General features: G+C 64.7%; 24 protein-coding genes. 12 read left to right on the plus strand and 12 right to left on the minus strand.

Annotated elements, in window-relative coordinates; translation table 11 throughout:
* Positions 1 to 2: 2 nt before the first annotated feature.
* The 4 genes from K289_RS0118085 to K289_RS0118100 all read left to right on the plus strand — a co-directional run bounded on the left by K289_RS0118085 (position 3) and on the right by K289_RS0118100 (position 4,875).
* On the plus strand, positions 3 to 1,604 hold the full coding sequence (locus K289_RS0118085; protein WP_084788637.1) for a Gldg family protein: 1,602 nt from the start codon (positions 3 to 5) through the stop codon (positions 1,602 to 1,604).
* Entirely contained in the window at positions 1,601 to 2,662 is a 1,062-nt protein-coding gene (locus K289_RS0118090; protein WP_156918035.1) for a DUF4340 domain-containing protein, read from the plus strand. Before K289_RS0118085 ends, K289_RS0118090 begins: the two co-directional genes overlap by 4 nt.
* Positions 2,659 to 3,744 carry a HupE/UreJ family protein gene (locus K289_RS44600; RefSeq protein ID WP_035685043.1) on the plus strand — a complete coding sequence of 362 codons (1,086 nt, stop codon included), beginning with the start codon at positions 2,659 to 2,661 and terminating at the stop codon, positions 3,742 to 3,744. The genes K289_RS0118090 and K289_RS44600 overlap by 4 nt, the downstream gene beginning before the upstream one ends.
* Positions 3,745 to 3,990: 246 nt before the next feature.
* On the plus strand, positions 3,991 to 4,875 hold the full coding sequence (locus K289_RS0118100) for an NAD(P)-dependent oxidoreductase (protein ID WP_027552829.1): 885 nt from the start codon (positions 3,991 to 3,993) through the stop codon (positions 4,873 to 4,875).
* A gap of 81 nt (positions 4,876 to 4,956) precedes the next feature.
* Here the strand turns inward: K289_RS0118100 and K289_RS0118105 are convergent, their stop codons facing one another.
* Complete coding sequence (locus K289_RS0118105; protein ID WP_027552830.1) at positions 4,957 to 5,640, minus strand: GntR family transcriptional regulator; 684 nt, start codon at positions 5,638 to 5,640, stop codon at positions 4,957 to 4,959.
* Positions 5,641 to 5,799: 159 nt separating this feature from the next.
* On the opposite strand from K289_RS0118105, the gene tcuA reads away from it, so the two are divergent.
* The 4 genes from tcuA (at position 5,800) to K289_RS0118125 (ending at position 9,159) form a co-directional block, all read left to right on the plus strand.
* The gene (gene tcuA / locus K289_RS0118110) at positions 5,800 to 7,191 is read left to right on the plus strand and encodes an FAD-dependent tricarballylate dehydrogenase TcuA (RefSeq protein ID WP_027552831.1); all 1,392 of its coding nucleotides are present in this window, start codon (positions 5,800 to 5,802) and stop codon (positions 7,189 to 7,191) included.
* A complete protein-coding gene (gene tcuB, locus K289_RS0118115; protein WP_027552832.1) occupies positions 7,178 to 8,284 on the plus strand; it encodes a tricarballylate utilization 4Fe-4S protein TcuB in 1,107 nt (368 codons plus the stop codon). Before tcuA ends, tcuB begins: the two co-directional genes overlap by 14 nt.
* A gap of 133 nt (positions 8,285 to 8,417) precedes the next feature.
* Positions 8,418 to 8,576 (plus strand): DUF5993 family protein, encoded by a 159-nt coding sequence (locus K289_RS51620; RefSeq protein WP_027552833.1) that lies wholly within the window; start codon positions 8,418 to 8,420, stop codon positions 8,574 to 8,576.
* Positions 8,577 to 8,601: 25 nt separating this feature from the next.
* Positions 8,602 to 9,159 carry a disulfide bond formation protein B gene (locus K289_RS0118125; protein ID WP_245283945.1) on the plus strand — a complete coding sequence of 186 codons (558 nt, stop codon included), beginning with the start codon at positions 8,602 to 8,604 and terminating at the stop codon, positions 9,157 to 9,159.
* Positions 9,160 to 9,277: 118 nt separating this feature from the next.
* Here the strand turns inward: K289_RS0118125 and pncB are convergent, their stop codons facing one another.
* From pncB to K289_RS0118140, 4 genes are all read right to left on the minus strand, one after another.
* Complete coding sequence (gene pncB, locus K289_RS0118130; RefSeq protein WP_027552835.1) at positions 9,278 to 10,582, minus strand: nicotinate phosphoribosyltransferase; 1,305 nt, start codon at positions 10,580 to 10,582, stop codon at positions 9,278 to 9,280.
* A 128-nt stretch (positions 10,583 to 10,710) separates the two neighbouring features.
* On the minus strand, positions 10,711 to 10,932 hold the full coding sequence (locus K289_RS52325; RefSeq protein WP_051310633.1) for a hypothetical protein: 222 nt from the start codon (positions 10,930 to 10,932) through the stop codon (positions 10,711 to 10,713).
* An 8-nt stretch (positions 10,933 to 10,940) separates the two neighbouring features.
* Positions 10,941 to 11,924 (minus strand): hypothetical protein, encoded by a 984-nt coding sequence (locus K289_RS44605; protein WP_051310635.1) that lies wholly within the window; start codon positions 11,922 to 11,924, stop codon positions 10,941 to 10,943.
* 145 nt (positions 11,925 to 12,069) lie between these two features.
* Positions 12,070 to 12,990 carry a LysR family transcriptional regulator gene (locus K289_RS0118140; protein WP_035685046.1) on the minus strand — a complete coding sequence of 307 codons (921 nt, stop codon included), beginning with the start codon at positions 12,988 to 12,990 and terminating at the stop codon, positions 12,070 to 12,072.
* Positions 12,991 to 13,092: 102 nt separating this feature from the next.
* Between K289_RS0118140 and pcaH the strand changes: the two genes are divergently transcribed.
* Together pcaH and pcaG are read left to right on the plus strand one after the other, a co-directional pair.
* Positions 13,093 to 13,887: a protocatechuate 3,4-dioxygenase subunit beta gene (pcaH, locus tag K289_RS0118145; RefSeq protein ID WP_027552837.1), complete on the plus strand. Its 795-nt coding sequence runs from the start codon at positions 13,093 to 13,095 to the stop codon at positions 13,885 to 13,887.
* Between the two features lie 5 nt (positions 13,888 to 13,892).
* The gene (gene pcaG, locus K289_RS0118150; RefSeq protein WP_027552838.1) at positions 13,893 to 14,519 is read left to right on the plus strand and encodes a protocatechuate 3,4-dioxygenase subunit alpha; all 627 of its coding nucleotides are present in this window, start codon (positions 13,893 to 13,895) and stop codon (positions 14,517 to 14,519) included.
* 24 nt (positions 14,520 to 14,543) lie between these two features.
* Here pcaG and K289_RS0118155 read toward each other — a convergent pair whose 3' ends face one another.
* Positions 14,544 to 15,155 carry an NYN domain-containing protein gene (locus tag K289_RS0118155; protein WP_027552839.1) on the minus strand — a complete coding sequence of 204 codons (612 nt, stop codon included), beginning with the start codon at positions 15,153 to 15,155 and terminating at the stop codon, positions 14,544 to 14,546.
* Positions 15,156 to 15,566: 411 nt separating this feature from the next.
* Here K289_RS0118155 and K289_RS0118160 point away from each other — a divergent pair, with 411 nt between their 5' ends.
* The gene (locus tag K289_RS0118160; RefSeq protein WP_051310637.1) at positions 15,567 to 15,950 is read left to right on the plus strand and encodes an SPW repeat protein; all 384 of its coding nucleotides are present in this window, start codon (positions 15,567 to 15,569) and stop codon (positions 15,948 to 15,950) included.
* Between the two features lie 32 nt (positions 15,951 to 15,982).
* On the opposite strand, the gene K289_RS0118165 is transcribed toward K289_RS0118160, so the two are convergent.
* Entirely contained in the window at positions 15,983 to 16,888 is a 906-nt protein-coding gene (locus K289_RS0118165; protein WP_027552841.1) for a helix-turn-helix domain-containing protein, read from the minus strand.
* A 51-nt stretch (positions 16,889 to 16,939) separates the two neighbouring features.
* On the opposite strand from K289_RS0118165, the gene pobA reads away from it, so the two are divergent.
* Complete coding sequence (gene pobA / locus K289_RS0118170) at positions 16,940 to 18,112, plus strand: 4-hydroxybenzoate 3-monooxygenase (protein WP_027552842.1); 1,173 nt, start codon at positions 16,940 to 16,942, stop codon at positions 18,110 to 18,112.
* Between the two features lie 115 nt (positions 18,113 to 18,227).
* Here the strand turns inward: pobA and K289_RS0118175 are convergent, their stop codons facing one another.
* From K289_RS0118175 to K289_RS0118195, 5 genes are all read right to left on the minus strand, one after another.
* On the minus strand, positions 18,228 to 18,584 hold the full coding sequence (locus K289_RS0118175) for an Mth938-like domain-containing protein (protein WP_027552843.1): 357 nt from the start codon (positions 18,582 to 18,584) through the stop codon (positions 18,228 to 18,230).
* Positions 18,585 to 18,751: 167 nt separating this feature from the next.
* The gene (locus K289_RS0118180; RefSeq protein ID WP_027552844.1) at positions 18,752 to 19,045 is read right to left on the minus strand and encodes a GYD domain-containing protein; all 294 of its coding nucleotides are present in this window, start codon (positions 19,043 to 19,045) and stop codon (positions 18,752 to 18,754) included.
* 283 nt (positions 19,046 to 19,328) lie between these two features.
* Positions 19,329 to 21,479, minus strand: a complete 2,151-nt coding sequence (locus K289_RS0118185; protein ID WP_027552845.1) for a CHASE2 domain-containing protein — start codon at positions 21,477 to 21,479, stop codon at positions 19,329 to 19,331.
* Between the two features lie 18 nt (positions 21,480 to 21,497).
* Positions 21,498 to 22,166, minus strand: coding sequence for a hypothetical protein (locus tag K289_RS0118190; RefSeq protein WP_035685052.1), 669 nt, complete (start codon positions 22,164 to 22,166; stop codon positions 21,498 to 21,500).
* A gap of 181 nt (positions 22,167 to 22,347) precedes the next feature.
* Positions 22,348 to 23,484: an HD domain-containing phosphohydrolase gene (locus K289_RS0118195; RefSeq protein ID WP_027552847.1), complete on the minus strand. Its 1,137-nt coding sequence runs from the start codon at positions 23,482 to 23,484 to the stop codon at positions 22,348 to 22,350.
* Positions 23,485 to 23,624 lie beyond the last annotated feature (140 nt).

The raw sequence follows: 23,624 nt of genomic DNA on the forward strand, positions 1-23,624 counted from the left end.
CGATGAGTGGATATGCCAGATCGAATATCTCGCTCCTCGTCCTCGTGGCCGGTGCCGTCGTCTGCGGCGCGCTCGGCTTCGCAGGGCTCGGCGAGACCATATCGAACAGCCTTTTGTTTGCCGCCTGTGCGCTCGCCCTTGTCGCGCTGTTCATGCTGGCGATCCGCCTTCCTCTGCGTGGCGGCGGCTCACGCTGGTCGGCCTGGTTTGCGAACGCGTCGATCGTTGTTGCTGCGATCGCGGCTGTGGTCGGCGCCAACGTGGCGCTCTATCGCCACGACGTGCATTTCGACGTCAGCCGGGAAGGGCGCAACACGCCGCCGCAACAGCTCACCGACGTGATCGCACAATTGCGAACGCCGCTTGCGCTGACCTATTTCTACAACGCGAGCGATGCCAACGCGATCGCTGTCCGTGATCTTGTCCAGAGCGCCGCGCGCAACCATCCGCTGCTCGCCTTCCGCGCCATCGATCTCGACAAGGAGCCCGGGCTTGCCCGCGACCTCGGTGTGCGCGCCTACAATACGGCAGTGTTGCAGGCCGAAGACCGCAGGGTTCTGGTCGAAAACGTCATCGATCCCGCCCGCATCGGCTATGCGGCCTTGCGCGTGCTGCGTAAGCGCGTGGAGACCGTCTGCTTCGTCACCGGCCACGACGAGACGTACCGGCCGCTGCCCTCGCACTTCCACTTCAGTCATGTCGAGACGTTGAAGGGCCACGAGACGCCCGGCGCCGGCGACGTGCTGGAGACGGCGCCCGAAGCGCTCGACCGGCTGCTGCTGGCCCTGAACCAGATCGGCTTCGAGATGCGCGAGCTCGTCACGGCGACGGCGACGAGCATCCCGTCCGACTGCTCGGTCGTCGCCGATATCGGCCCGCGCACGGCCTTTGCCGCTGAGGAAGCGACGCTGCTCGGCGACTATGTAAAAGGCGGCGGCAGGCTTCTGCTGCTGATCGATCCGCTATCGCAGATCGAGGGCGATTTCGAGCGATTGCTGCTCAAGCCCGTGGGATTGTCGAGCGAGGCCTTGATCGTCATCGATCCCCTTAATCATTTCCGCACCGATGCGGACAAGGTCGCCGTGCCCTATTATCCGCCGCATCCAATCACGAGGCGTCTGGCCCTGACCGTGTTTCCGCAGGCGCGGCCGATCGCGGTGGCGCAGCCGCCGTCCGGGGTTAGCTTGATCGTGCTGGCCGCGAGTAGCCAGGATAGTTATCTGCGCTCGCCCAAGTCTGCTCCAGCCGCGACGGATGGAGACGCGGCGAACACGCGGCGGAGCGCACAGCCGCTTGCGGTCGCGCTCGAAGGCAACTGGCCGGGCGCGGCGCCGGGCAAACGCTTCCGCCTCGTCGTGGCCGGCACCAGCAAGGTCGCGAGCAACGAATATTTCCCCTACGTCTCCAATGGCGAGCTGTCGCTTGCCATGCTGCGCTGGCTTGCCGAGGATGACGCCACCCCAGGCGTGGCGCCGCAGACCTTCAAGCTGCCGGAGATTGTGTTGACCAGCAGTCAGATGCGCGACACCTTCATTGTGCTGGAGGTGCTGTTGCCGCTGAGTACGGCTCTGTTCGGTGTTGCGATGTGGTGGAGGCGACGGTGACGGACGGGGCGGCCGCGCGCGGGATGGCCCGATGGCTGACGCCGCTGCTCGCTGTGTGCCTGGTGGCGCTGCTGGGCGTCCTGATCGCCAGCGGGCGATGGCCGGAGCTGCGCAGCAAGGTCGCGTTCGCGCCGAGGGGGCTCGTGACCATCGCGCCTGCTGACGCGCGCCGGGTGGAGATTCGTTCGGACAGCGGCAGCGTCGTCCTGTTTCGCAAGGCCGGCGATTGGACGATCGAGGGGCTGGATGGCGCCGTGCCGCCCGAGCTCAAATCGCATCTCGAAACGGCGCTGCGGCTCGTCGCCGTCAGCGAGCCCTCACGCGAAATTCCCGCAAGCGAGCTCACCGCGGCGAGCTTCGCCGACTTTGGTCTCGACCCACCCGCAACCGTTGCCGTGATCGAGGCCGCCGATGGTTCGGCGACTTCCGTGAATGTGGGTGCGCCCAATCCGGCGAGTACATCGCATTACGTCCGGATCGCCGGGCGTCCCGCGGTGTACCTGATGCCGCGTCATGTCGGCGAGGAGTGGCGGGTCACGCTCGACATGGCGCGACGTCTGCGCGGCCCAACCGGGCCGGACGCGTCAAGCCGTGGCAAGAGCCTGTTGCTGCCGGTATCCATGGCGCAGGTTTGGGCGCTCGAGATCCTCTTTGCCGGTAAGCTCACCCGCTTCGAGCGCGACGCTGACGGCAACTGGTTTCGTCATCTCGGTCAGCACAACCACGCCGCTGGCAATGTCGTGCATGTCGCCGATCCCGAGCAGGCGCGCGTCATTGATGCGGCGCTGCGCGCGTTCGACGCCAGTGCGATCGAGACCCGCGTCGGACCGGCCGATCCGTCGCAACTCGCCCGCTATGGCCTCAACCTGCCGAGCCTCATCGTGCTGGTCTTCGTGCGCGATGCGGCGGCGCCGCTGGCCAGGCTCGAGTTCGGCGCATCCGCCGACCGTCTCGACCGCTATGCGCGGCTCGCGCCCAATGGTGCGGTGGTCACCGTGGCCGAGTTCGAGATGCACCGCTTGACGGAGCTGCTCCGTGCCGTCGGAGCGGGATCATGAACTTGCTTCGCCTCCCGCTGCTCGGCGTGGTTCTGCTCAGCTTCGCCCTGCCGGTACGCGCGCACCAGGTCAACCTCTCGACGGCGCGCGTGGCGCTGACCGCCGACCGCGCCGTGACCGTCGAGGTGGCGCTCAAGGGCAGCGATGTCGACCGGCTCGTCGGCACGAATGTCTATGACGCAAAGGCAGATGCGGTCGATCCGGCCGCGGTCGACGCGGCCGCGGCCTCAATTCTTGGCTATCTGAAGGCGCATCTCGCCGTGACCGCGGTCGACGGCACGGCCTGCGCGGCCGGGACTGCCGCGATCCTGGCTGATGGAGACGGCGTCATCTATCGCAACAGCTTTGCCTGCGCGGGCGTCGCCGGCGACATCGTCTATCGTTCCACCGTGCTGACCGAGAAGGATCCGACGGCGCGCCAGGTGGTACTGGTCGTGCAGGGCAAGTCAGAGGCCCAGGCGCTGCTCGACGCCGGCAATACCACCGTCACGCTCTCGGCGCCGCCGCCGCCGCTATGGTCGACGATGCAGCGCTATCTCCTCACCGGCATCGTGCACATCTTTCTCGGCTACGATCATATCGCCTTCCTGATCGCGGTCGTGCTGTGGGCGCGCCGGCTCATTCCGGTCATCAAGATCGTCACCGCCTTCACCATCGCCCATTCCATCACGCTGTCGCTAGCGGCGCTCGATCTCGTCGTCATCCCAAGCCGCATCGTGGAGCCGGCGATCGCGGCCTCGATCGTGTTCGTGGCCGTCGAGAATTTCTTTTCGCGCGACATCGACAGCCGTTGGCGCGTGGCCTTTCTGTTCGGGCTGATCCATGGCTTCGGCTTTGCCGGCGCACTGAGGGAGGTCGGCCTGCCGACGAATGCGATCGTGCCGGCGCTTGCGGCCTTCAACATCGGCGTCGAGATCGGGCAGGTCGCGATCGTCGCGATCGTGCTCCCGGTGCTCGGCCTGTTCGATCGGCTGTTCGCGCCCGATCGCGCCAAGCCGGTGAGGGCGACCGGGCTGGTCTATGCCGTATCCGCGGTGATCACGCTGCTCGGCGGCTACTGGCTCTTCACGCGCGCGTTCTAGGCCTGACGTCGTAGCGGCATTTTCCGGCGAATTTCATCATCCTGCATTCTGGCGCATTGGTGCCCGGCGATCGCACGACAGGGATGCGTGTCCCATGGATTGAGCTCGCGCGCGAGGCCGGTATAGAACGAGAATGGAATATTGTCCTGTTGAATAGAACAACGATCGAGCGACGGAGTCAGTGGAAACCGAGCGTCAGAGCGATCCACCCGGCCGCCGCGAGCGTTGCGTTGGGGAGAGCATGAAATGTCTCGATTGATCGGATTCATCGGTCTCGGTGTGATGGGCGAGCCGATCTGCCGCAACCTGTTGCGCAAGAGCGGCAGTACGGTGCTGGCGTTCGATCTTGCCGCGGATCCGCTGGCGCGGATCGTCGCTGACGGCGCAACTGCGGCCAAATGCGTTGGTGATGTCGTCAGCGGCAGCGAGATCATCTTCCTGTGCCTGCCAAGCGCCAGGCATGTGCTGTCGGCTTTCGAAGACGGCATCCAGCCCTCGATCAAGAGCGGGCAGACCGTGATCGACCTCGGCACCTCCGAGGTGGGCATGACGCGCGAGTTCGCCCGGCAACTGGCGGAGAAGGGCGCGCTCTGGGTCAATGCGCCGATTGCCCGGACGCGTCAGGCGGCGCAGGACGGCACGCTCAGCGTCATGGTCGGCGCGACGCCGGAGCAGTTTGCCAAGGTCGAGCCGCTGATCCGGCATTTCGCCACCGATGTCACCCTCTGCGGCGACACCGGGGCGGGGCAGGTGACCAAAATCCTCAACAACATGGTGCTGTTCGAGACGGTCAATGCGCTCGCGGAAGCCGTGGCGGTCGCCAAGCACAGTGGGGTCGAGCCAAGACTCCTGTTGGAGACGCTGTCGAAGGGCTCGGCCGACAGTTTTGCGCTGCGCAACCACGGCATGAAGGCGATCATCGCCAAGGAGTTTCCGTTGCGGGCCTTCTCGACCGCATATGCGATGAAGGACCTGAGCTATGCCCTGGCGCTCGGTGACGCGGCTGGCCTGAACCTTCGCGGCGCGGCCTTGATGCGCACGATCTTCCAGGAGACGATCGACAGGGACTTGGGCGATGCGTACTTTCCGGTGATTGCAAAGCTAATCGACCCTTCCGGATTCCCCCAATAGGAGACTGCATGGCTTGGCCCGGTGTCGCCGCCGTCGTGATGCGGGCGCGCGTCCCGTGCGTCGAGCGAGGCAATAGGCTGCTCACTGCTTCTGCAGGAGCTTCAGCCGGCAGCGCAACGCTTCGCGGATGTGCGCGCGTGCGAGGTTTTCGGCCTTGTCGCCGTCGCGTGCCGCGATGGCGTCGATGATGGCCCGATGTTCGCCGTGGCTGGTCGTCGGTCGTCCCGTCACCGTGAAGGTCGTCGGTCCCAGCAGCGCGATCCAGTCCTGCAATTCGCGGGACGCGTTGTCGAGATAGCGGTTGCGCGCAGCACGGCAGATGGCCCCGTGGAAGGCGCGGTTGAGCCTTGCCATCTCGGCCGGATCGGTCTCGGACGCTTCGGTAAATGCCTGCTCGATATCCCTGAGCGCGTCGACCTCAGGTGCCGAGGCGTGCTCGGCGGCAAGGCGCGCGGCGGCGCCTTCCATGATCTCGCGCATGGCATAGAGCTCGAGCACCTCGGAAATGTCGAGGTTGCGCACGATCAGCCCGCGGCCGCCGGCGGGCTCGACGAAGCCGCGCGCCGCAAGCCGGCCAAGCGCTTCCCGCACCGGTGTGCGGCTGACCTTCAGCCGCTGCGCAACCTCTTCCTCGCGCAGGCGATCGCCCGCGCGGTAGCTGCCGGCCTGAAGCGCCTCGCACAGCGAGCGGAACACGGCTTCGCCCAGCGCGAGGCCGGCGCCGCGCGCGATCGATCCGCCTGCCTTTGCCGGGCGTCTGGCCATGCATCCTCGCGGGTTGCCGAGCGCATCCTGCCCATGCGCAGATGCCGCTTGCGCCGCATATGTATATCTTTGTATACAAAAGTACGCAATAGTGGACCGGCTTGACCGAAGTCGCCGCCGGGCAGAATGTCTCCAACTTCGTCGTATCGGACGGACGGAATGGGCAGCAAATACGACGTGCTGGTGATCGGCGGCGGCAATGCGGCGCTGTGCGCTGCGATCGCCGCGCGGCGCGGCGGCGCCTCCGTCCTCGTGCTCGAAGGCGCGCCAAAGTTCTATCGCGGCGGCAACACGCGCCACACCCGCAACATGCGCTGCGCCCACGATGCCGCGACCGCGATCCTGACCGGCCCGTACACCGAGGAAGAGTTCTGGAAGGATCTGCTGCTCGTTACCGGCGGGCAGACCGACGAGGAGCTCGCCCGCCACATGATCCGCGAGTCCAAGGACATCCTGAACTGGATCGTGGAGCAGGGTGTTCGCTGGCAGCCCTCGCTGGGCGGCACGCTGAGCCTCGGCCGCACCAACTCCTTCTTCCTCGGCGGCGGCCGCGCAATGTTGAATGCGCTGTATCTCACCGCCGAACGGCTCGGCGTCGAGGTCGCATACGATGCTGAGGTCACTGACCTCGTGATCGAGGACGGCATGTTCCTGGCCGCCCGCGTCAAGCGGCCGATCAATGGCGAGACCGAGATCCGTGCCACCTCGCTCGTTGCGGCCGCCGGCGGGTTCGAGGCCAATATCGAGTGGCTGAAGGAGCATTGGGGCGAAGCCGCCGACAACTTCCTGATCCGCGGCACGCCCTATAATCGCGGCTCGATCCTGAAGATGTTGCTCGGCAAGGGTGTGCAGGAGGTTGGCGATCCCACCCAGTGCCATGCCGTCGCGATCGATGCCCGCGCGCCGAAATTCGACGGCGGCATCATCACGCGCCACGACTCCGTCGTGTTCGGCATCGTCGTCAACAAGCACGCACAGCGCTTCTACGACGAGGGCGAGGACATCTGGCCGAAGCGCTACGCGATATGGGGCCGGCTGGTGGCGGCGCAGCCCGATCAGATCGCCTACATCATCTTCGACTCGACCGTCGTCACCTCGTTCATGCCGACGCTGTTCCCGCCGATCGCGGGACGGACGGTCACCGAGCTCGCTGGCAAGCTGACGCTCGATCCGGCAGCGCTGGAGAAGACCATCGCCGAATTCAACGCCGCGGTGCGGCCCGGTACGTTCGACCACACCATCCTGGACGACTGCCGCACCGAGGGCATCACGCCGCCCAAGACGCACTGGGCGCGGCGGATCGAGACGCCGCCCTATCTCGCCTATCCGGTGCGGCCCGGAATCACCTTCACCTATCTCGGCACGCGCGTGAACAAGGAGGCGCGCATGCTGATGAAGGGCGGCAAGCCATCGGCCAACATGTTCGCGGCCGGCGAGATCATGGCCGGCAACGTGCTCGGCAAGGGCTATGCCGCCGGCATCGGCATGACCATCGGCAGCGTGTTCGGGCGGATCGCAGGACGGGAAGCGGCGAAACATGCACGGAACTAGGATTCTCGACGAAGCCGACCGTCTGATGACGGTCTGCAATTCCTGCCGCTACTGCGAGGGGCTGTGCGCGGTATTTCCCGCCATGGAGATGCGCCGCGCCTTCTCCGACGGCGATCTCAACTATCTCGCCAACCTCTGTCATGCCTGCGGCGCCTGCTACGTCGACTGCCAGTTCTCGCCGCCGCACGAATTCAACGTCAACGTCCCGAAGACGCTGGCGGTCGCGCGCGCCGAGTCCTATGCGGCCTATGCCTGGCCGCGGGCGCTCTCCGGCACCTTTGCGCGCAACGGTCTCGTGATCAGCGTCATCGCCGCGCTCAGCATGGCGGCTTTCATCCTCGGTTTTGCTGCGCTGAACGACCGCGGCGTGCTGTTTGGCGTGCATACCGGGCCGGGCGCGTTCTACAGGCTGATGCCGCACAATGCGATGGCCGCGCTGTTCGGCGCCGCATTCCTCTATGCCATCCTTGCGCTGGTGATGAGCGTGCGCGCGTTCTGGCGCGACATCGGCGAACCCATTGGCGGCCGTGCCGATGGTGGTTCGATCTTCCAGGCGATCCGCGATGCCGGAGAGCTGCGCTATCTCCATGGTGGCGGCGTCGGCTGCTACAATGAGGACGACCGGCCGACCGATCGGCGCAAGCTCTATCATCACCTCACCTTCTACGGCTTCCTTCTGTGCTTTGCCGCGACCTCGGTCGCCACGCTCTACCATTACCTGCTGGGACGCGAGGCGCCGTATCCGCTGTGGGACCTGCCGGTCCTGCTCGGCACGCTTGGCGGCATCGGACTGATCGCCGGACCAGTCGGGCTGTTCGTCGCGAAGAAGCAGCGCGCTCCCGAGCTGCTCGACGAGCAGCGCTACGGCATGGATGTCGGCTTCATCGCCATGCTGTTCCTGACCGGCGCTACCGGCATGGCACTTTTGATCCTGCGGGAGACGGCCGCGATGGGGCCGCTGCTCGCGCTGCATCTCGGCGCGGTGTTCGCGCTGTTCATCACCATGCCCTACGGCAAGTTCGTGCACGGCATCTACCGCTTCGCGGCGCTGGTGCGCTACGCGCAGGAGCGGCGTGGCGAAGCCGGCTCCTGAGTGACGGCCCGGGGCCTGGCGGCGGCCTGGCCGGCCTACGATGTGCTCCATATGGGGAGCCGAATCGCAGTGATATCGTATATGTCTTTGGGCCTGCTCGCGCAGAGAGCGATCGATCGAGGAGCCCGTGTTCATGTACATGTTTCTGCCTTTTCTGCTGGCGCTGGCAAGCTGCGCCTGCCTCTGGCGTTCGCGCGCGGGATTGGCCTATTTGCTCTGGAGCGCAACGGGCGTCGTCACGGTCGCATGGTTCTTCCACCACGCGACGGATTCGCTGAACTTTTCCTTCTGACGGCGTAGAGATGGGCACTACGAAAATGAGCAAGCAACGACCCCCCGGCGCGATATTGAATATGCTCGGGGTGCTTGGGATCTCGTTCGTTCTGACGGTCGCATTCTACTATCAACTTGCGCTCGGCGAGTTGCCCTGTCCGCTTTGCCTGCTGCAACGGGCCGGGTTCATCGCGATCGGCGTTGGGTTCCTGTTCAACGTGCGCATCGGTGAGCGTGCGTCGCACTACGCGATGATTCTCGTGGGCAGCCTCGTCACCGGCTTCATTTCGATCCGGCAAGTGTCGCTGCATCTCGCGCCGGGCGATCGTGGATACGGCTCGACGCTGTTTGGGCTGCACTTCTACACGTGGGCGCTCATCGCGGCGGTCGGCGTCGTGGGCTATGTCGCGCTTCTCTTCGTCGTGAAGGACGTGGCTGGCAAGCGGGACGACGCCGGGGATGCGCCCATGAACGGACTGGCATCGAACGCGGTATTCGCGATCTTCGCGTTGTTGATTGCCGCAAATCTCGCATCCACCGTGCTGGAATGTGGAGCGGGTCAGTGCGACGATAACCCGGTTCGCTATCTACTGCTGAAGTGACCGGGGTCAGCCTCGTCGCAAATGCCGCAAATCCGGAACTGGTGCGGCATTCGCGCGCCGGTGTCTCGAATTCTGCGTACACCGTTTAGTTGAATGAAAGAAATTCGGCCGGCGGCGGCTAGACCAGCACGGGCGTGCGCACGCGGCCGGCGTCACCGAACACGCGCAGGTAACGCTCGATCTCCGAGGGCATGCCGGTCGCCTTCTCCGGATTGTCGGAGAGCTTCACCGCCGGTCGCCCATCGACCGACGACACCTTGCAGACCAGCGAGATCGGATCGAGGTTGAAGGAGCCGTCCGGCCCGCAGCCGACGAAATCGTTGGTGAGGTTGGTGCCCCAGCCGAACGATAGCCGCACACGGCCGGCGAAATGGTGATAGGTGTCCTCGATCGAGCCGACGTCCATGGCGTCGGAGAAGACGAGCAGCTTGTCCCTGGGATTGCGGCCCTTCGTCTCCCACCATTTGATGATCTCTTCGCCGGCCTGGATCGGCGGCGCGCTGTCGGGGCGGAAGCCGGTCCAGTCGGCGACCCATTCCGGCGCGTCGCGCAGGAAAGCCTTGGTGCCGAAGGCGTCGGGGAGCGCGATCAGGAGATTGCCGCCATAGGTCTGGCGCCACTGGTCGAGGATGCGATAGGGCGCCCAGCGCAGTTCTTCGTCGTCCTTGGCGAGCGCGGCCGCGACCATCGGCAGTTCGTGCGCGTTGGTACCGATCGCTTCGAGGTCGTTGTCCATGGCGAGCAGGACGTTGGACGTGCCGATGAAGGATTGTCCGAGCCCTTCCTTCACCGCCTCGACGCACCAGCGTTGCCAGAGGAAGCCGTGGCGGCGGCGCGTGCCGAAGTCGGACAGCCGCAGATTCTCGAGCTTGCGCAGCCGCTCGACCTTGGTCCAGAGCTTGGCCTTGGCGCGGGCGTAGAGCACGTCGAGCTCGAACCGGCCGCGGCCCTTCATCGCCGCGCGCGAGCGCAGTTCGTTGAGGATGGCGAGCGCCGGAATCTCCCACATCGTGGTGTGGGTCCATGGCCCGTGGAAATGCAGCTCGTACTGGCCCTGGACCTTGCGCAGCTCGTATTCGGGCAGGCGGAATTCGGCGAGCCAGCGGATGAAATCGGCCGAGAACATGTGGGTCTTGCCGTAGAAGGTGTTACCGGCAAGCCAGATCAGCTCCTTCTTGGTGAAGCGGATGGTGCGGGCATGGTCGAGCTGGGCGCGCAGCTCGCCCTCGTCGATGATCTCGGCGAGCCGCACATGGCGCGAGCGGTTGATGACCGAGAAAGTCACCTTCTGACTCGGATAGGATTCCCGAATCATTTGCAACATCAATAACTTGTAGAAGTCGGTATCGAGCAGGCTGCGGATGATGGGATCCAGCCGCCAGCTGTGATTGTAGGTCCGGCTCGCAATATCGGTCACTGTCATGGCCGAATTCTAGCGTGCCAGCCTTGGCGCAACCAGTGGGTTTGGCGAGGGGCTGGCCACCGCCCGGCAGCCGGCGAGGGGGCGGCCACGAGGCGAGCACAGCTGTGCGGTCACCACCAACGCGATGGCTACATCGCGTCGAACTGCCCGGTGAGCGTGACGCGCGGACCGTGCGTGTAGCGGTCCGGCGTGAAACCGGAGTTGGAGGAGCCGGTCTCGTTGAAGACGTTGATGAGCGCATCGAGCCGATAGCTCGCGCCAAGCTTCAGGTTCTGCGTCAGCCAATAGGACACGCCAACTTGGATGTCGGCGCTCAGCGCGCCGGCAAACAGCCGATCGCTGCCCGTCACGAGCTGGTCTATGACGGTGGAGCCGGCAGGGGAGGTAAGGCACTCACATTCCTCACAGTGTTCTGCAACGTCTGACGGCCGAACAGCAAGGCGACGTCACCGTTATAGTCGAACGCCCATTTGCCGGCGAATGGGACCGAGCCTTCCACGCCGATGAGAGGACCTGCGCCCAGGAAGCTCGCGCGGCTATCGGTAGCCGAGCTCGTGGCGGCGGAGACGCCGCCGAGCGTGCCGTTCTGGACGTTCGAGTCCGAACTTCGGGCGACGAATTCGGCAACGCGAACACCGCCCTTGAGCTGAAGCGCACCCGGCCCGATGCCGGCAACGTCGCGTCCGACCGCAAGATCCGTGAGCCAGCGAGTTTCCTTGTGAGCGGCCCCAAAGGTGTGCGTTCCTGTCAGCGGGCCCGTGCTGATGTCGATCGTTCGCGTGCCGCTGGTTTCGCCGCCTTCGCCGTAACGGAATTGGCCGCTGATGTGCCAGGGGGCGCCGGCGAAGCGATGGTCGAATCCGATGGCCGATTCCCAGCCGACCTTGGGCGTCAGATCGAATGCACCGGTGAAATTACCACTGCTGTAGTTGCTGAATACTGGATCGCCGCCGCTCCAGATTGCGCCGCCTTCGATCCAGGCCTTGAACAGTGCCGGACCGGCCAGCGGCGGCGCCTTGACCGGGAAGTCCGCGGCATAGGACTGCAACGGATTCCTGGCCTGTCGCGAAGCCGCCGATACGGCCAGGAACGTGCCGTTCTCTTGCTCCGGTCGGGCGGAGGTTTTGGCTGCTTCGACCGCGGCGTGCGGTGATTTCAGCCGCATATTCTCTTGGTGCAATCGCTGGTTCTCGCGCAATGCGGCGTTTTCCTTGCGGATGGCAGCATTCTGTCGTTCCAGCAATTCGAGGCGCGCATTGACGTCTTCGAGCTCGCCGGCAGCGGCGTTGGCTGCCGTCAATGTCGCAGTCGCGCCGAGCAAGAGCGCAAGAGTCTTTTTCATTGTATTCACCTCGTCCGACCAGTTGCGCGACCGTGACGCGGAATCGCGGACGGCGCATCAACCGTTCGGTTGAACTTGGCCGGCTACCGCGCTTGCTAAGTCATTTCCGGACCCTGGTGTGGCCGATCGGACGCAGCCGGTGCGTTCAGCCGCCCGCGGCCGTCGCCGCCACGTTTTCGAGCTGGGTCCTGATCCAGCGGTGGGCCGGGTCCTTCTGATAGCGCTGGTGCCAGACCATGAACATCGGCAGTTCGGCCAGCGTGCGCGTGCGCGCCGCCAGCGGAATCGGCGTTTGGGCGAAACCGCGCATCACGCCGGAGGCGAGCAGCCTCGGCATGCTCGCGAGCATCTGCGAGCCGTGCAGGAAGGACGGCACGCCGGAAAAGCTCGGTACGGAAATCGCGATATCGCGGTGAAGACCGTTCGCCGCCAGCCGGCGGTCGAAATCGAGCCGCTCATTGTCGGTATAGACCACGGTGATGTGGCGGGCCGCGAGATAGGCGGCGCGGCTCCCCGGCGCGGCGCGCGCCTTGGGATCGTGGTAGCAGACGTAGTGATCGCTGAGCAGGCGCTTCTGCACGATGTCGGCGCCGGACGGCGGCAGCGGCGTGATCAGGAGGTCGCAGCGGTTCTCGCGCAGCGTTGCAGGCGAGGGCGACTGCGAGGGAATCACGCGCAGGTTCAGGCTCTTCACCTGTGCCGCGACATGTCCGAAGAATCGCGGCAGCAGCAGATCGCGCTGGAAATCGTTGGCGGCGATCGTCAGCGAGAGCTGCGCGCGCGCCGGCTCGAAGGTGATGCCGCCGGCAAAGCTTCGCATTTCGTCGATCAACGCGCGCGCCTTTGCGGCCAGCGCCTGGGCGTGGGCGGTCGCGACGATGCCGCGCCCGGATTTGGCGAACAGCGGATCGCCGGCGATCCGCCGCAGCTTGTTGAGCCCGTGGCTGACTGCCGATTGGGTCAGGCCGAGCCGCGTCGCGGCCGCCGTCACCGAGCCTTCCTCCAGTACGGCGAGGAACAGTTCGAGCGCGTGGCCGTCGAGCGCCAAATGATCGATTTCTTTCATGGAATTGATTATAATCGATCTATTTATCTTGAGAATAGGCGGGGCCATGATCTCCCGATAAGCCGCGCCCGGACCCGGGCGCCAGAGGGAGAGACAACGCCGATGAACGCCCAGGCGCCAATTGCTGCCTTGCAGGATCCCCGCCTCAACCGCGCCGAGCCATTCGCGCCGCCGCTTCGCGATGGGGGCTTCTTTCAGCGCGATCGCTCCATCCATCCGCCGGCGCATGCGCCCGGCTACAAATCCTCGGTGCTGCGCTCGCCGCGCCAGGCGCTCTTGTCGCTGGAGAACTCGATCTCGGAAATCACCGGGCCGGTGTTCGGGCACAATGATCTCGGCCCGCTCGACAACGATTTGATCCGCAACTACGCCAAGGACGGCGATCCCGTCGGCGAGCGCATCATCGTCCACGGCCGCGTGCTGGACGAGACCGGCCGCGGCGTGCCGAACACGCTGGTCGAGTTCTGGCAGGCCAATGCCGGTGGCCGCTACCGGCACAAGAAGGACACCTATCTCGCGCCGATCGATCCGAATTTCGGCGGTTGCGGCCGTGCGCTCACCGACGACACCGGCTACTATTACTTCCGCACGGTGAAGCCCGGGCCCTATCCCTGGCGCAACTACGTCAATAGCTGGCGGCCCGCCCACATCCACTTCTCGGTGTTCGGCTCGGGCTTTGCACAGCGGCTGATCACGCAGATGTATTTCGAGGGCGATCCGCTGATCCCGGTCTGCCCGATCCTGACGACAATTCCGGACAAGGACGCGCTCGACCGCCTGGTCGCGCCGCTCGATCTCAACGCCTCTACGCCGTTCGATTCGCTCGCCTACCGCTTCGATATCGTCTTGCGCGGGGCGCGTTCCACCTATTTCGAAAACCGCACCGCAGGAAACTGAGCCAAATGCCGCAGCCGCTCAACTACCTCAAGGAAACCGCCTCCCAGACCGCCGGGCCTTACGTCCATATCGGCCTCATCCCGGCGATGGCCGGCTTCGACATCTTCGAGAAGAACTTTTCCAACGTCCTGGTGACGCCGAGCACGCAAGGCGAGCGCGTCACGCTCGAAGGCCGCGTGCTCGACGGCACCGGCTCACCGCTGCGCGACGTGCTGCTGGAGATCTGGCAGGCCAACGCGGCCGGTCGCTACAACCATCCGGCCGATCGCTCCACCGGCGCCCTGGAGGAGGATTTTCGCGGCTGGGGCCGCGCGGGATCGGATTTCGACAGCGGTCTCGTCACCTTCGAGACCATCAAGCCCGGCGCCATCACCGACAAGATGGGGCGCAAATGCGCGCCGCACGTCAATGTCTGGATCGTCGCTCGCGGCATCAATATCGGGCTGAACACGCGGCTCTATTTTTCGGATGAGGAAGCGGCCAACGCCGCCGATCCTGTGCTCAACCTGGTCGAGCCGCCGGTCCGTCGGTCGACGCTGATCGCAAGACGCAGCGAGCGCGGCGGCAAAGTCGTGTATTCCTTCACGATCAATCTGCAGGGACCGGAGGAGACGGTGTTCTTCGACGTCTGACGATCCGACGGCCGTCCCGCGGGATCATTCCACCCGGTCGCCGCGATTGATGATTCCGCGCGCGAGGAATTGCGGCGGCTGGCGCAGCTCGCGCGATCCCGGCCGCTCCGCCGGATCGCGCCCCACTTTGGGTTTCAATTCTGCCAAATCGATGAAGACGTCCGCCTGCCGGCGCAGTTCGTCGGCGACCATGGGCGGCTGCGTGGAGAGGGTGGACACGACCGTCACGCGGACGCCGTGGCGTTGCAGGGCTTCCACCAGGGAGCGAAAATCCCCATCGCCCGAGAACAGCACGATCTGATCGACCTGTCCGGCGAGCTCCATCGCATTCACGGCGAGGTCCACATCCATGCTGCCCTTCACCTTGCGGCGGCCGGTGGTGGCGTCGACGAACTCCTTGGTGAGCTTTTTGACGACGGTGTACCCGTTATAGTCGAGCCAATCGATCAGCGGGCGGATGGACGAGTATTCCTGATCCTCGATCACGGTGGTGTAGTAGAAGGCCCGCAGCAGCCTGCCTCGGCCCTGAAATTCGCCGAGCAGACGCCTGTAATCGATATCGAAGCCGAGCGCCTTGGAGGTGGCATAGAGATTGGAGCCATCGATAAAGAGTGCGATCTTCTCAATCGAAGACATTCTGCACAAATCCCCAGTTCCGCATAAAAGCCGGCGGGTTCGGCCACCAGGGCTCGGTGTGTCGGCCGCGACAACACAGGACGCCGATGGCTTGCTGAAAAAGCGGCGCAGACGACCGGACAGGGGGTGGCCGTCTTGCGCCAAGGTCAGGGAGGTAGATGCCACCAGCGCCAGGGCGCCGAATGCAGCCACGCTAAGGCGTGCGCATTCCCTGCTCAATTGTACGGAGGTTAAGGGTCTCTATCCAAAGGATAGGACGCTATATACGAAGGTAAGTGGCCGCGCCGGCAACAAAGGCCGTTGTGGTTCGCAGCAGGCCCCCAACCAAAGTCTATCCGTGCGAAGCCCGCTGGTCCGGAACCAAACCCGCTCCGAATGATTCCCTCGGCATGTCCATCGGAGAGGTATGTCATGAGCAGGTTGCAAGAGCGCGAAACCGTCCCTGACGTCTACAACCTATTTCTCGCCGCCGTACTCTTCATATCGCCGTGGCTGTTCAAGCTGACGATCAGCCAGGGCAGGATCGATATCTGGGTGACGAGCGCAATCATCGGTATCCTCTCGCTGGCTGCCATCATCGCCTATCGCGACTGGGAGGAGTGGATCAACGTGTTGATGGGCGTTTGGCTCATCGTGTCGCCCTGGCTCCTTGGATTTGCGCACACACGCGCGATGCACCTCAGCATCGGCTTTGGTGTCGTCATCGTGCTGCTGGCGTTGCTCGACCTCTTTCTCCACTATGAAAAATCGCATCCCGACGAAATGGAATCCCGGGAAGGGAGAGCGCATCAGTAGTGGACGGTGCGCCTGGTCTTTCGCCCGAGGCGTCAGCCCTCATTGCCATGCAACTGCGCGCGAAAGGCACGCGGGGATAGCCCGGTGGCGGCGGCATAGACGCGGCTGAAATAGGCGGGATCCTCGAAGCCCAGCGTATACGCGATCGTCGAGATCGGCAGATTGGTGTAGACGAGGTTGCGCCGCGCCTCGCGGATCAGCCGGTTGAGGATCAGGTGAGAGGCGGTATCGCCGGTTGCAGCCCGCGTCACGCGGTTGAGATGCGTCGGCGTGATCGCCAGTTCCCGCGCATAGTCCGCGACGCTCCAGCGCTCCAGATGGTGCTGCTCGAGCAGCGTCTCGAAGCGGCGGAACAGGCCGGATTCGGCCGTTCCATTGCCACCGCTCTCGCTCGTCAGCGCGCGCGCCACGAGCCCGATCATGGCCGCCGACAGCGCGCGGAGCACATGGGCCCGGCCGAAATTGCGCGCGGCGTGCTCGGCAAAGATCTGCTTCATCGTGGCGCGAATCTGCGGCGTGCCGCGGACCACGGCCGATCGCGACAGCGCGCCGCGCAGGCCTTCCGAGGCGAGCAGCGCCTCGTCCAGGATTTCCGCGGCAATGGTCAGCACCCAGCCTTGCGTGCCCGGCAGGAAGCGGAAGCCGTGGACGTGGCCGACCGGCACGTTGACGATCTGCATCGGCCTCAGCGCCACCACGCGCCCGTCGAGCGTCGTCTCGCCGCCGCCGCGTTCGATCAGCAGCACCTGGTGCAGCCGGGCATGCCGGTGCACGGCCAGTGTCCAGTCATGCAGCACCGAGCGCGACGCGATCGTCTCGCAATGCACGACGTCGGGCAGATCGCCGGACTCGCCGAAGAGGTTGTACACCCGGATGGCCGGGGCAGGGGCTGCGGTTCTCATGTTCGAATAGTACAAGACAAAGGCCAATCCCTCCATTCGTTTGCAGCCTGGAATCTGCAAAATATGTGCAGACGGGAGGACGGAAAAATGAAAGTTCAGGTCTGCATCATCGGCGGTGGCCCGTCCGGGTTGCTGTTGTCGCAGCTTCTGCACCTGAAGGGCATCGACACGGTCGTGCTGGAGAAATACAGCCGCGAGCACGTGCTCGCCCGCATCCGCGCCGGTGTGCTCGAGCACGGCTTTGCCAAGCTGATGCGCGAGGCGCAATGCGGCGAACGGATGGACCGCGAGGGCGAGATCCACGAAGGTTTCGAGATCGCCCATGACGGCGTGCTCTCCCGGATCGATCTGCACAAGCATTCCGGCGGCAATTCCGTCCTGGTCTACGGCCAGACCGAGCTGACGCGCGACCTCTACGAGGCGCGCGACCGGCACCGCGGCAAGGTCGTGCACAATGCCGAGGACGTGACGCCGCATGACCTCACCTCGGACAAGCCGTTCGTGACGTATCGTTTGAACGGGGAAACTATCCGGGTCGATTGTGACTACATCGTCGGCGCCGACGGCTTTCACGGCGTCAGTCGCAGATCGATCCCGAAGGACGTGCTGCGCGAATATGAGAAGGTCTATCCGTTCGGCTGGCTGGGAGTGCTGTCACGCACGAAGCCGGTCTCGCCGGAGCTGATCTACGTGAAGCACGAACGCGGCTTCGCGCTGTGCTCGATGCGCTCGCAGGTCCTGAGCCGCTACTACGTCCAGGTACCGCTCACCGACAAGGTGGAGGGCTGGTCCGACGACGCGTTCTGGGCAGAGCTGAAGCGGCGTCTGCCGGACGAGGTCGCTGGCCGACTGATCACAGGACCGTCGATCGAGAAGAGCATCGCGCCCTTGCGCAGCTATGTCGCCGAGCCGATGAGCTATGGTCGCCTGTTTCTCGCCGGCGATGCCGCCCATATCGTGCCGCCGACGGGCGCGCGTGGGCTCAACAGCGCCGCCTCCGACATCTACTATCTCTATCACGGCCTGCTCGCGCACTATCAGAACGGCGATGATTCCGGCCTCGAGGGCTACTCGGCGAAGGCGCTGGCGCGGATATGGAAGGCGCAGCGCTTCTCCTGGTGGATGACGATGATGCTGCATCGCTTCCCCGACCGTTCCGAGTATGAAGACAGGCTGCAGCAGACGGAGCTGGAATATCTGTTCTCGTCCGACACGGCGCAGCACCTGCTCGCGGAGAATTATGTGGGGTTGCCGTTTTAGGCGGGGGCGAGCTGGTAGGAACGGTGTTCGTTCACCCTCCCCCTCCAGGGGAGGGTGAACGAGGCCGCTACTTCCCTTCCAGCGTACTGCCAGGCCCTTCTTGGGGGTGGATGGCTCAGCACGTTACGTGAAAGAGACCAATCTTCCTGGCGTGCGAGTGGTTGAACGTATGAATTGCCTTGGGGGTCGGTTCGAGCAGGACTGCGCACCCCTTCTTCGCAAAATACGCCTCCGCTTCCGGCGATAGATGCACATTGCCCATCTGGCCCGACCCTAGAATGAGCTGCTCGCATCCGTCCTCAAAGACGAATTTCGCCTCGTCCTTCGAGAGGACGTGCGAGGTGCCGTAGTACTTCTTCGATAGATTTTTCTTCCGCTTTGCCACTTCGCCAGACAGGCGAATGATCACGTCGTGTTCATAGGTCTTTCCGTCAATCGTGATCGTGCCGAACGTCGTGCCTTCGATCTCCATGGCCTGACCTCCTCATGATGTCGGCACAAAGTCTCGCCTCAGCTTCAGTATCGATGTCAGAAGTGCCCCCGATCGCACCTTCTCGAGGTGCCGACCGCCGGGCGCCGAAATCACGGCTGCGCCAATCCGCCGGACTGTGCACAGGCCCGCCGAGACTCCGAAATCGCTTACGGGAGCTCGGATATCAGCTTGGTCCACTCGGCCTCGGTCCAGGCGCGCGAGGTGCTGGTGCGCACATTGCCGAGGGAGCCGAGCGCAAGCGCGAATTTTGTGATGTGGTCGCCGAGCGGTGCTTCGGCAAGGACGAGAATGTCATGTGCGCCGGAGGTGAGATAAATGTCCTTGATCTCGACCCCGACTTTCTTGGCAAGCTCCTTCGCCGCTTCGCTGCGTTTGGGAGCATCCCTGACATTCCGAATTCCCTGGTCGGTCCAGTCGATCGTCAGTATGAATGTCGCCATGTCGATCCTCCCTGGGGTACACATGCGCGGTGGCCTGCCGCGCGCAGCGGGCCAACCTGCTTCATGTTGAAAAATTGAGGGAGCGCAAAAAAGGTTGGCGCTGCTTTCAGACTTCGATGCCTGCCGACGGCCTGCTCGCTGCCCATTCCGGCAACCGGCGACGTCGGCCCGTCCCGTCTCGAAGGGCAGCTCCCTCTACACTACGCCATGTCATGGGCCCGAAAAAGAGGGCTCTCCAGGTTGTGACCGGCAGCGCGCGACTGCCGATCGGCGTGAGGGCCCGCTATTTTCCTTCCAGCGTATTGACCGGCATCCACTCCGGCGCCGGGGGATTCGCGGCGAGCGCTTTGGCGCGGTTCGCGAATAGCGCTGATGGCGGGTCGATCTCTGCTGCCCGCTCGAATGCTTCGACTGCCTTGGCAAAGTTCCGCGCGCGCCAGCACGCCAACCCTTCCGCGTAGGCCGTGGTCACTTTCTTATGCTCGGTGCTCTCGGCCCTCGTCTCCGCCAGCGGCTCGTACACCTTGATCGCTTCGCCGCGGCCCAGCACCCTGATCGCATCGAGCTCGCGCCAGGCGAAGGTCTCACCGGTCTGCGCCATCGTCGTCTCGGAGGCCATGATCGCGGTGCCGTAATATTTGTTTGCGCCTTCGAGCCGCGAGGCGACGTTCACGGTGTCGCTCATGACGGTGTAATTGAAGCGGCGCCTGGAGCCGATATTGCCGACCACGGCTTCGCCGGTGTTCAGCCCGATGCGGTGCGACAGCCCGCGGCCCGCGAATGTGGCGTTGCCGGCGTTGAGCTCGGCGAGCTTCTCGTGGCACTTCAGGGCGGCGCGGACCGCATTGCGCGCGTGGTCGGGATCGTCGACCGGAGCGCCGAACATGGCGACGATGGAGTCGCCGACATATTTGTCGACATAACCGCCATGGCCCTCGATGATGTCGGTCATCGCGGACAAATATTCGTTCATCAAGGCCACCAGCTCGCCTGGCGTCATCTTCTCGGCAATGGAGGAGAAGCCGCTGAGGTCGGAGAAGAACATGGTGACATTGCGCATCTCGCCGCCGAGCGCCGGCATCTTGCCCGAGGCGACCATGGTCTCGATCACCTCCGGCGCGAGGTAGAACGCAAAGCTCTTGCGCAGGAAGCGCTCCTCGCGGTCGGCGATGACGAAGCGGTAGCCGATCATCATCGCGACCGCGGCAAGGCCGGCCAGCGCGGGCTCCGTCAGAGGCAACGCCAAGGCGTGAATGAACAGACCCACGGCCAGCGCAGCATAAACGGCTGTGAGCGCGACGTACGTCGCTAGCGCGCTGGCTGGCGCGAGCATGCAGGCCGCGCAGGCGATGATCGCTGCGAACAGGATCGTGAGCGCGGTCCGCAGCGGAAAGCCGAGCTCCGTCACCGCATCGCGTTCCATCAGATTGCGGACTGCGGTGGCGTGGACGAAGACGCCGGCGATGTCGCTGCGCGGCGCGCTTGCGATGCGTGCCGGAGTGGGCAGGGCGCATCGCGCGGCCGGCGTCCCGTCATGTCCGCCGGAGAGGCGCATCGAGGTCAGCTTGCGGTCTTCGAAATTGAGGATCGTGCCGAGCAGAACCACCTTGCCGTCGAAGGCGCGGCGAAAGAAATCCTGGTCACCTTTCTCGACGCAGGCGCGCAGGTCGGCGAAGGAGAACGTCGGGACCTCGCGGCCCAGCCCCCGGAAATTGAGGGTCAGCGTGTTCGGCTCCGCGCTCGGAATCGCGTAGCCGCCAAGCGTCATCGCACCATCAGGCGCAAACTCAGGCTTCGCGTCCAGTGCGCGTGACGCGAGCTCGACAGCCATCGCCGGGACCGGTCTGCCTTCAACGGCAAAACTCAGCGGCATCCGCCGGATGACGTCGTCGGTGTCGGTGTGGACGTTGAGGGCGCGAATGTTGTTTCGCACCGCCACTTGCTGCGCGCGGTAGGGCACGTCCGGGTGGTGGTTGCTCAGGATCTCGCCGAGCACCAGCTTGCCGGAATCGGAGGCCTGCCGCAGCGCGATCAGGTAATCCCGGTCAAAGCCCTTCATGCGCGCGCCGAGTGGCGCCTCGCCAAACGGGATGTCCGACTGCTCGATCGAGCTGGGAAAGATCACGTCGAAGCCGACCACCTTTGTGCCGCCATCGATGATGCTGGCGAGCACCCGGCCGATCTCGCGCGTCCAGGTCAGTGTCGGCGATCCCTTGAAGGGCGGCGTGTCGTAGGTCTCGCCGTCGATCGCCACGACGACGACCGGCGAGGCGGCGGGATCGCGGCGGTCACCGACGAGCTTGCCGCGCAGCGCCGTGAGGATGTCGAGCGACAGACCCTGCAGGGCGTGAAGCGGAGGGGAGGTGAAGACCGCACCCGAAAGGAGTGCGATCAGGATTGCTGCAACGATGTCCCGCCTGCCGATCCGCCGCATCGCGCCGTCGCGGATCGCTTATTCGAGCCGCAGCAGGCGCCCGACGATCGGCGTCGGCGATGAAGTCGCGCTGGAATCGACCTGGAACGTATAGCGCTTGGCGCCAAGGATGGCGAGATAGGTGCCGCCCGGCGTCAGCGACTTCCCGGCCTTGGAAAAATCATAGAACTTGCCGCCGACCATGATCTCGCTCTTGAGCGGCACGCTGATCGTGGGCTCCTTGCCGTCGGTGCGCTCGATGACCAGCGTGCTGCCGCTCTTGGCCTGGACCATGGGCGAGACGCCGTAGATCGTCGGCAGCTTGGCGGGAGCGCCCTTGGTGTCGGATCGCATGGTGCGGAATGTGGTCGCCGCACTCTGGTTCGCCTGGCGTTCGGAGAGCTGCGCGGCGTTGGTGTCGCAGGGCACCTTGACCCGCTGCACGTCCCCGAGCTGCACCGTGCTCTGCTCGGCGCCGACCAGGACGACGCCTTCGCTGATCGTTTCGCGCAGGCAGGATTTGAGATAGCTGAGCGTGACGCTCGCCTTCGGCCCGAGCTTGATGATCTTGCCGGGGGCCACATAGTCCATGAATGCGATGCCATCGACCTTGCCCTGCACGTCCTCGACGATTGCGGCCGGCGTCTGCGCGACCGCGGGCACCGCGAGGCAAATTACGCCGACAATGGCGCCGATCAGGCTTCTCATGGGCTTTCTCATCCAATTCGACTGTACGCGATAGATCCCGTCTGGTCCGATCGTTAGCAGTGGCCGATGCAGCGAAGTGTGACCAGAATCACTCTTGGTATTGGTGCACGTTATAAGGAACAGGTTCAAACCCCGAGGGGAAGGCCTGGGTCGTGGCGAACCGGTCGGCGGAAAGGCCGGATCAGGCCGGAGAGACCTCGGGCGGTCGGTTTCCGTCCGGGCGGCTCTCGGCCGCTTCTTCCATGACAGGTGAGAGAGTGGCCTCAGATTTCTGGAACGGAGCCGTGCTCTGCCCCGCGGCGATCGCCACGACCTCGTCCCAGCGCGACAGAAAGGCCTCGACGCAGGCCGGGTCGAATTGTCGCCCCTGGTTCTCGACCAGGTAGTTGCGCGCCACCTCGAGCGGCATCGGCTCTTTATATGGCCGCCGCGTCGTCAGGGCGTCGAAGACGTCGGCGACCGCGACCACGCGCGCGGCGATCGGAATCTCGTCTTCCTTCAGGCCGCTCGGATAGCCCGTGCCGTCCCAGCGCTCGTGATGGCCTGCGGCAATTTGCGCGCCGAGCTGGATCAGCTCGCAGGTGGAATCAGCCAGGATGCGCTCGCCGATCGTCGCATGGGTGCGGATCACCGCCATCTCTTCGTCGGTCAGTCGGCCGGGCTTGAGCAGGATATTGTCGGGAATGGCGACCTTGCCGACATCGTGCAGGGGCGCGGCCAGATAGATGTCGCGGCAGAGCCGCGCCGGCAGGCCGAGCTGCTCGGCGATGATACGGCTGTATCTGGCGACCCGCAGCGTGTGCTCCCCGGTATCGTTGTCGCGGTATTCGACCGCGAGCGCGAGCCGGAGGATGATTTCCTCCTCGCGCTCCGCGAGCTTCTGGGTCGCAGCCGCGACTGCATTGGCCAGATCCGCGGCACGATCGTTCTGCTTGCGGACGGCGACGCCGAGCCGGATCAGGTTGCGCAGGCGCACCGTCATCTCGACGCTCTGCGGCTGCTTGGGCAGGAAATCGGTGGCGCCGGCTTCGAGCGCCTCCATCTTGACGTCGTCGGTCTGCCGCGAGGTGATCATCGCGATCGGGATGTCGGCGCAGCCGGGCAGGGTACGGAAGGCGCGGATGAAGCTGATGCCGTCCATATGGGGCATCTCGTAGTCGACCAGCACGAGATCGAAAGCGCGCTCGCGCGCGCAGGCGAGCGCATCGACGGGATCGAGGAAGGTGGTGGCCTCGACCAGCCCCTCAGCCTCGATATGACGTTGCAGGAAGTTGAGGACGGAGCGGCTGTCATCAACCAGAAGCGCTTGAGTCAGCATCGGCGGCCCGGGCTCTCTTCGCTGGCGTCGGCACGAGCCCGAGGCATAACCCGGTGGAATTTAACGCCAAGCAAATGCGCCGGCCGGGCAAGGCTGCCGGGGATATGCACGCTTCGCATGAGATTTCGGCAGGCTATGCA

Origin of the sequence: Bradyrhizobium sp. Cp5.3, from assembly GCF_000426265.1 — a bacterium.
Classification (GTDB): Bacteria; Pseudomonadota; Alphaproteobacteria; order Rhizobiales; family Xanthobacteraceae; genus Bradyrhizobium; species Bradyrhizobium neotropicale.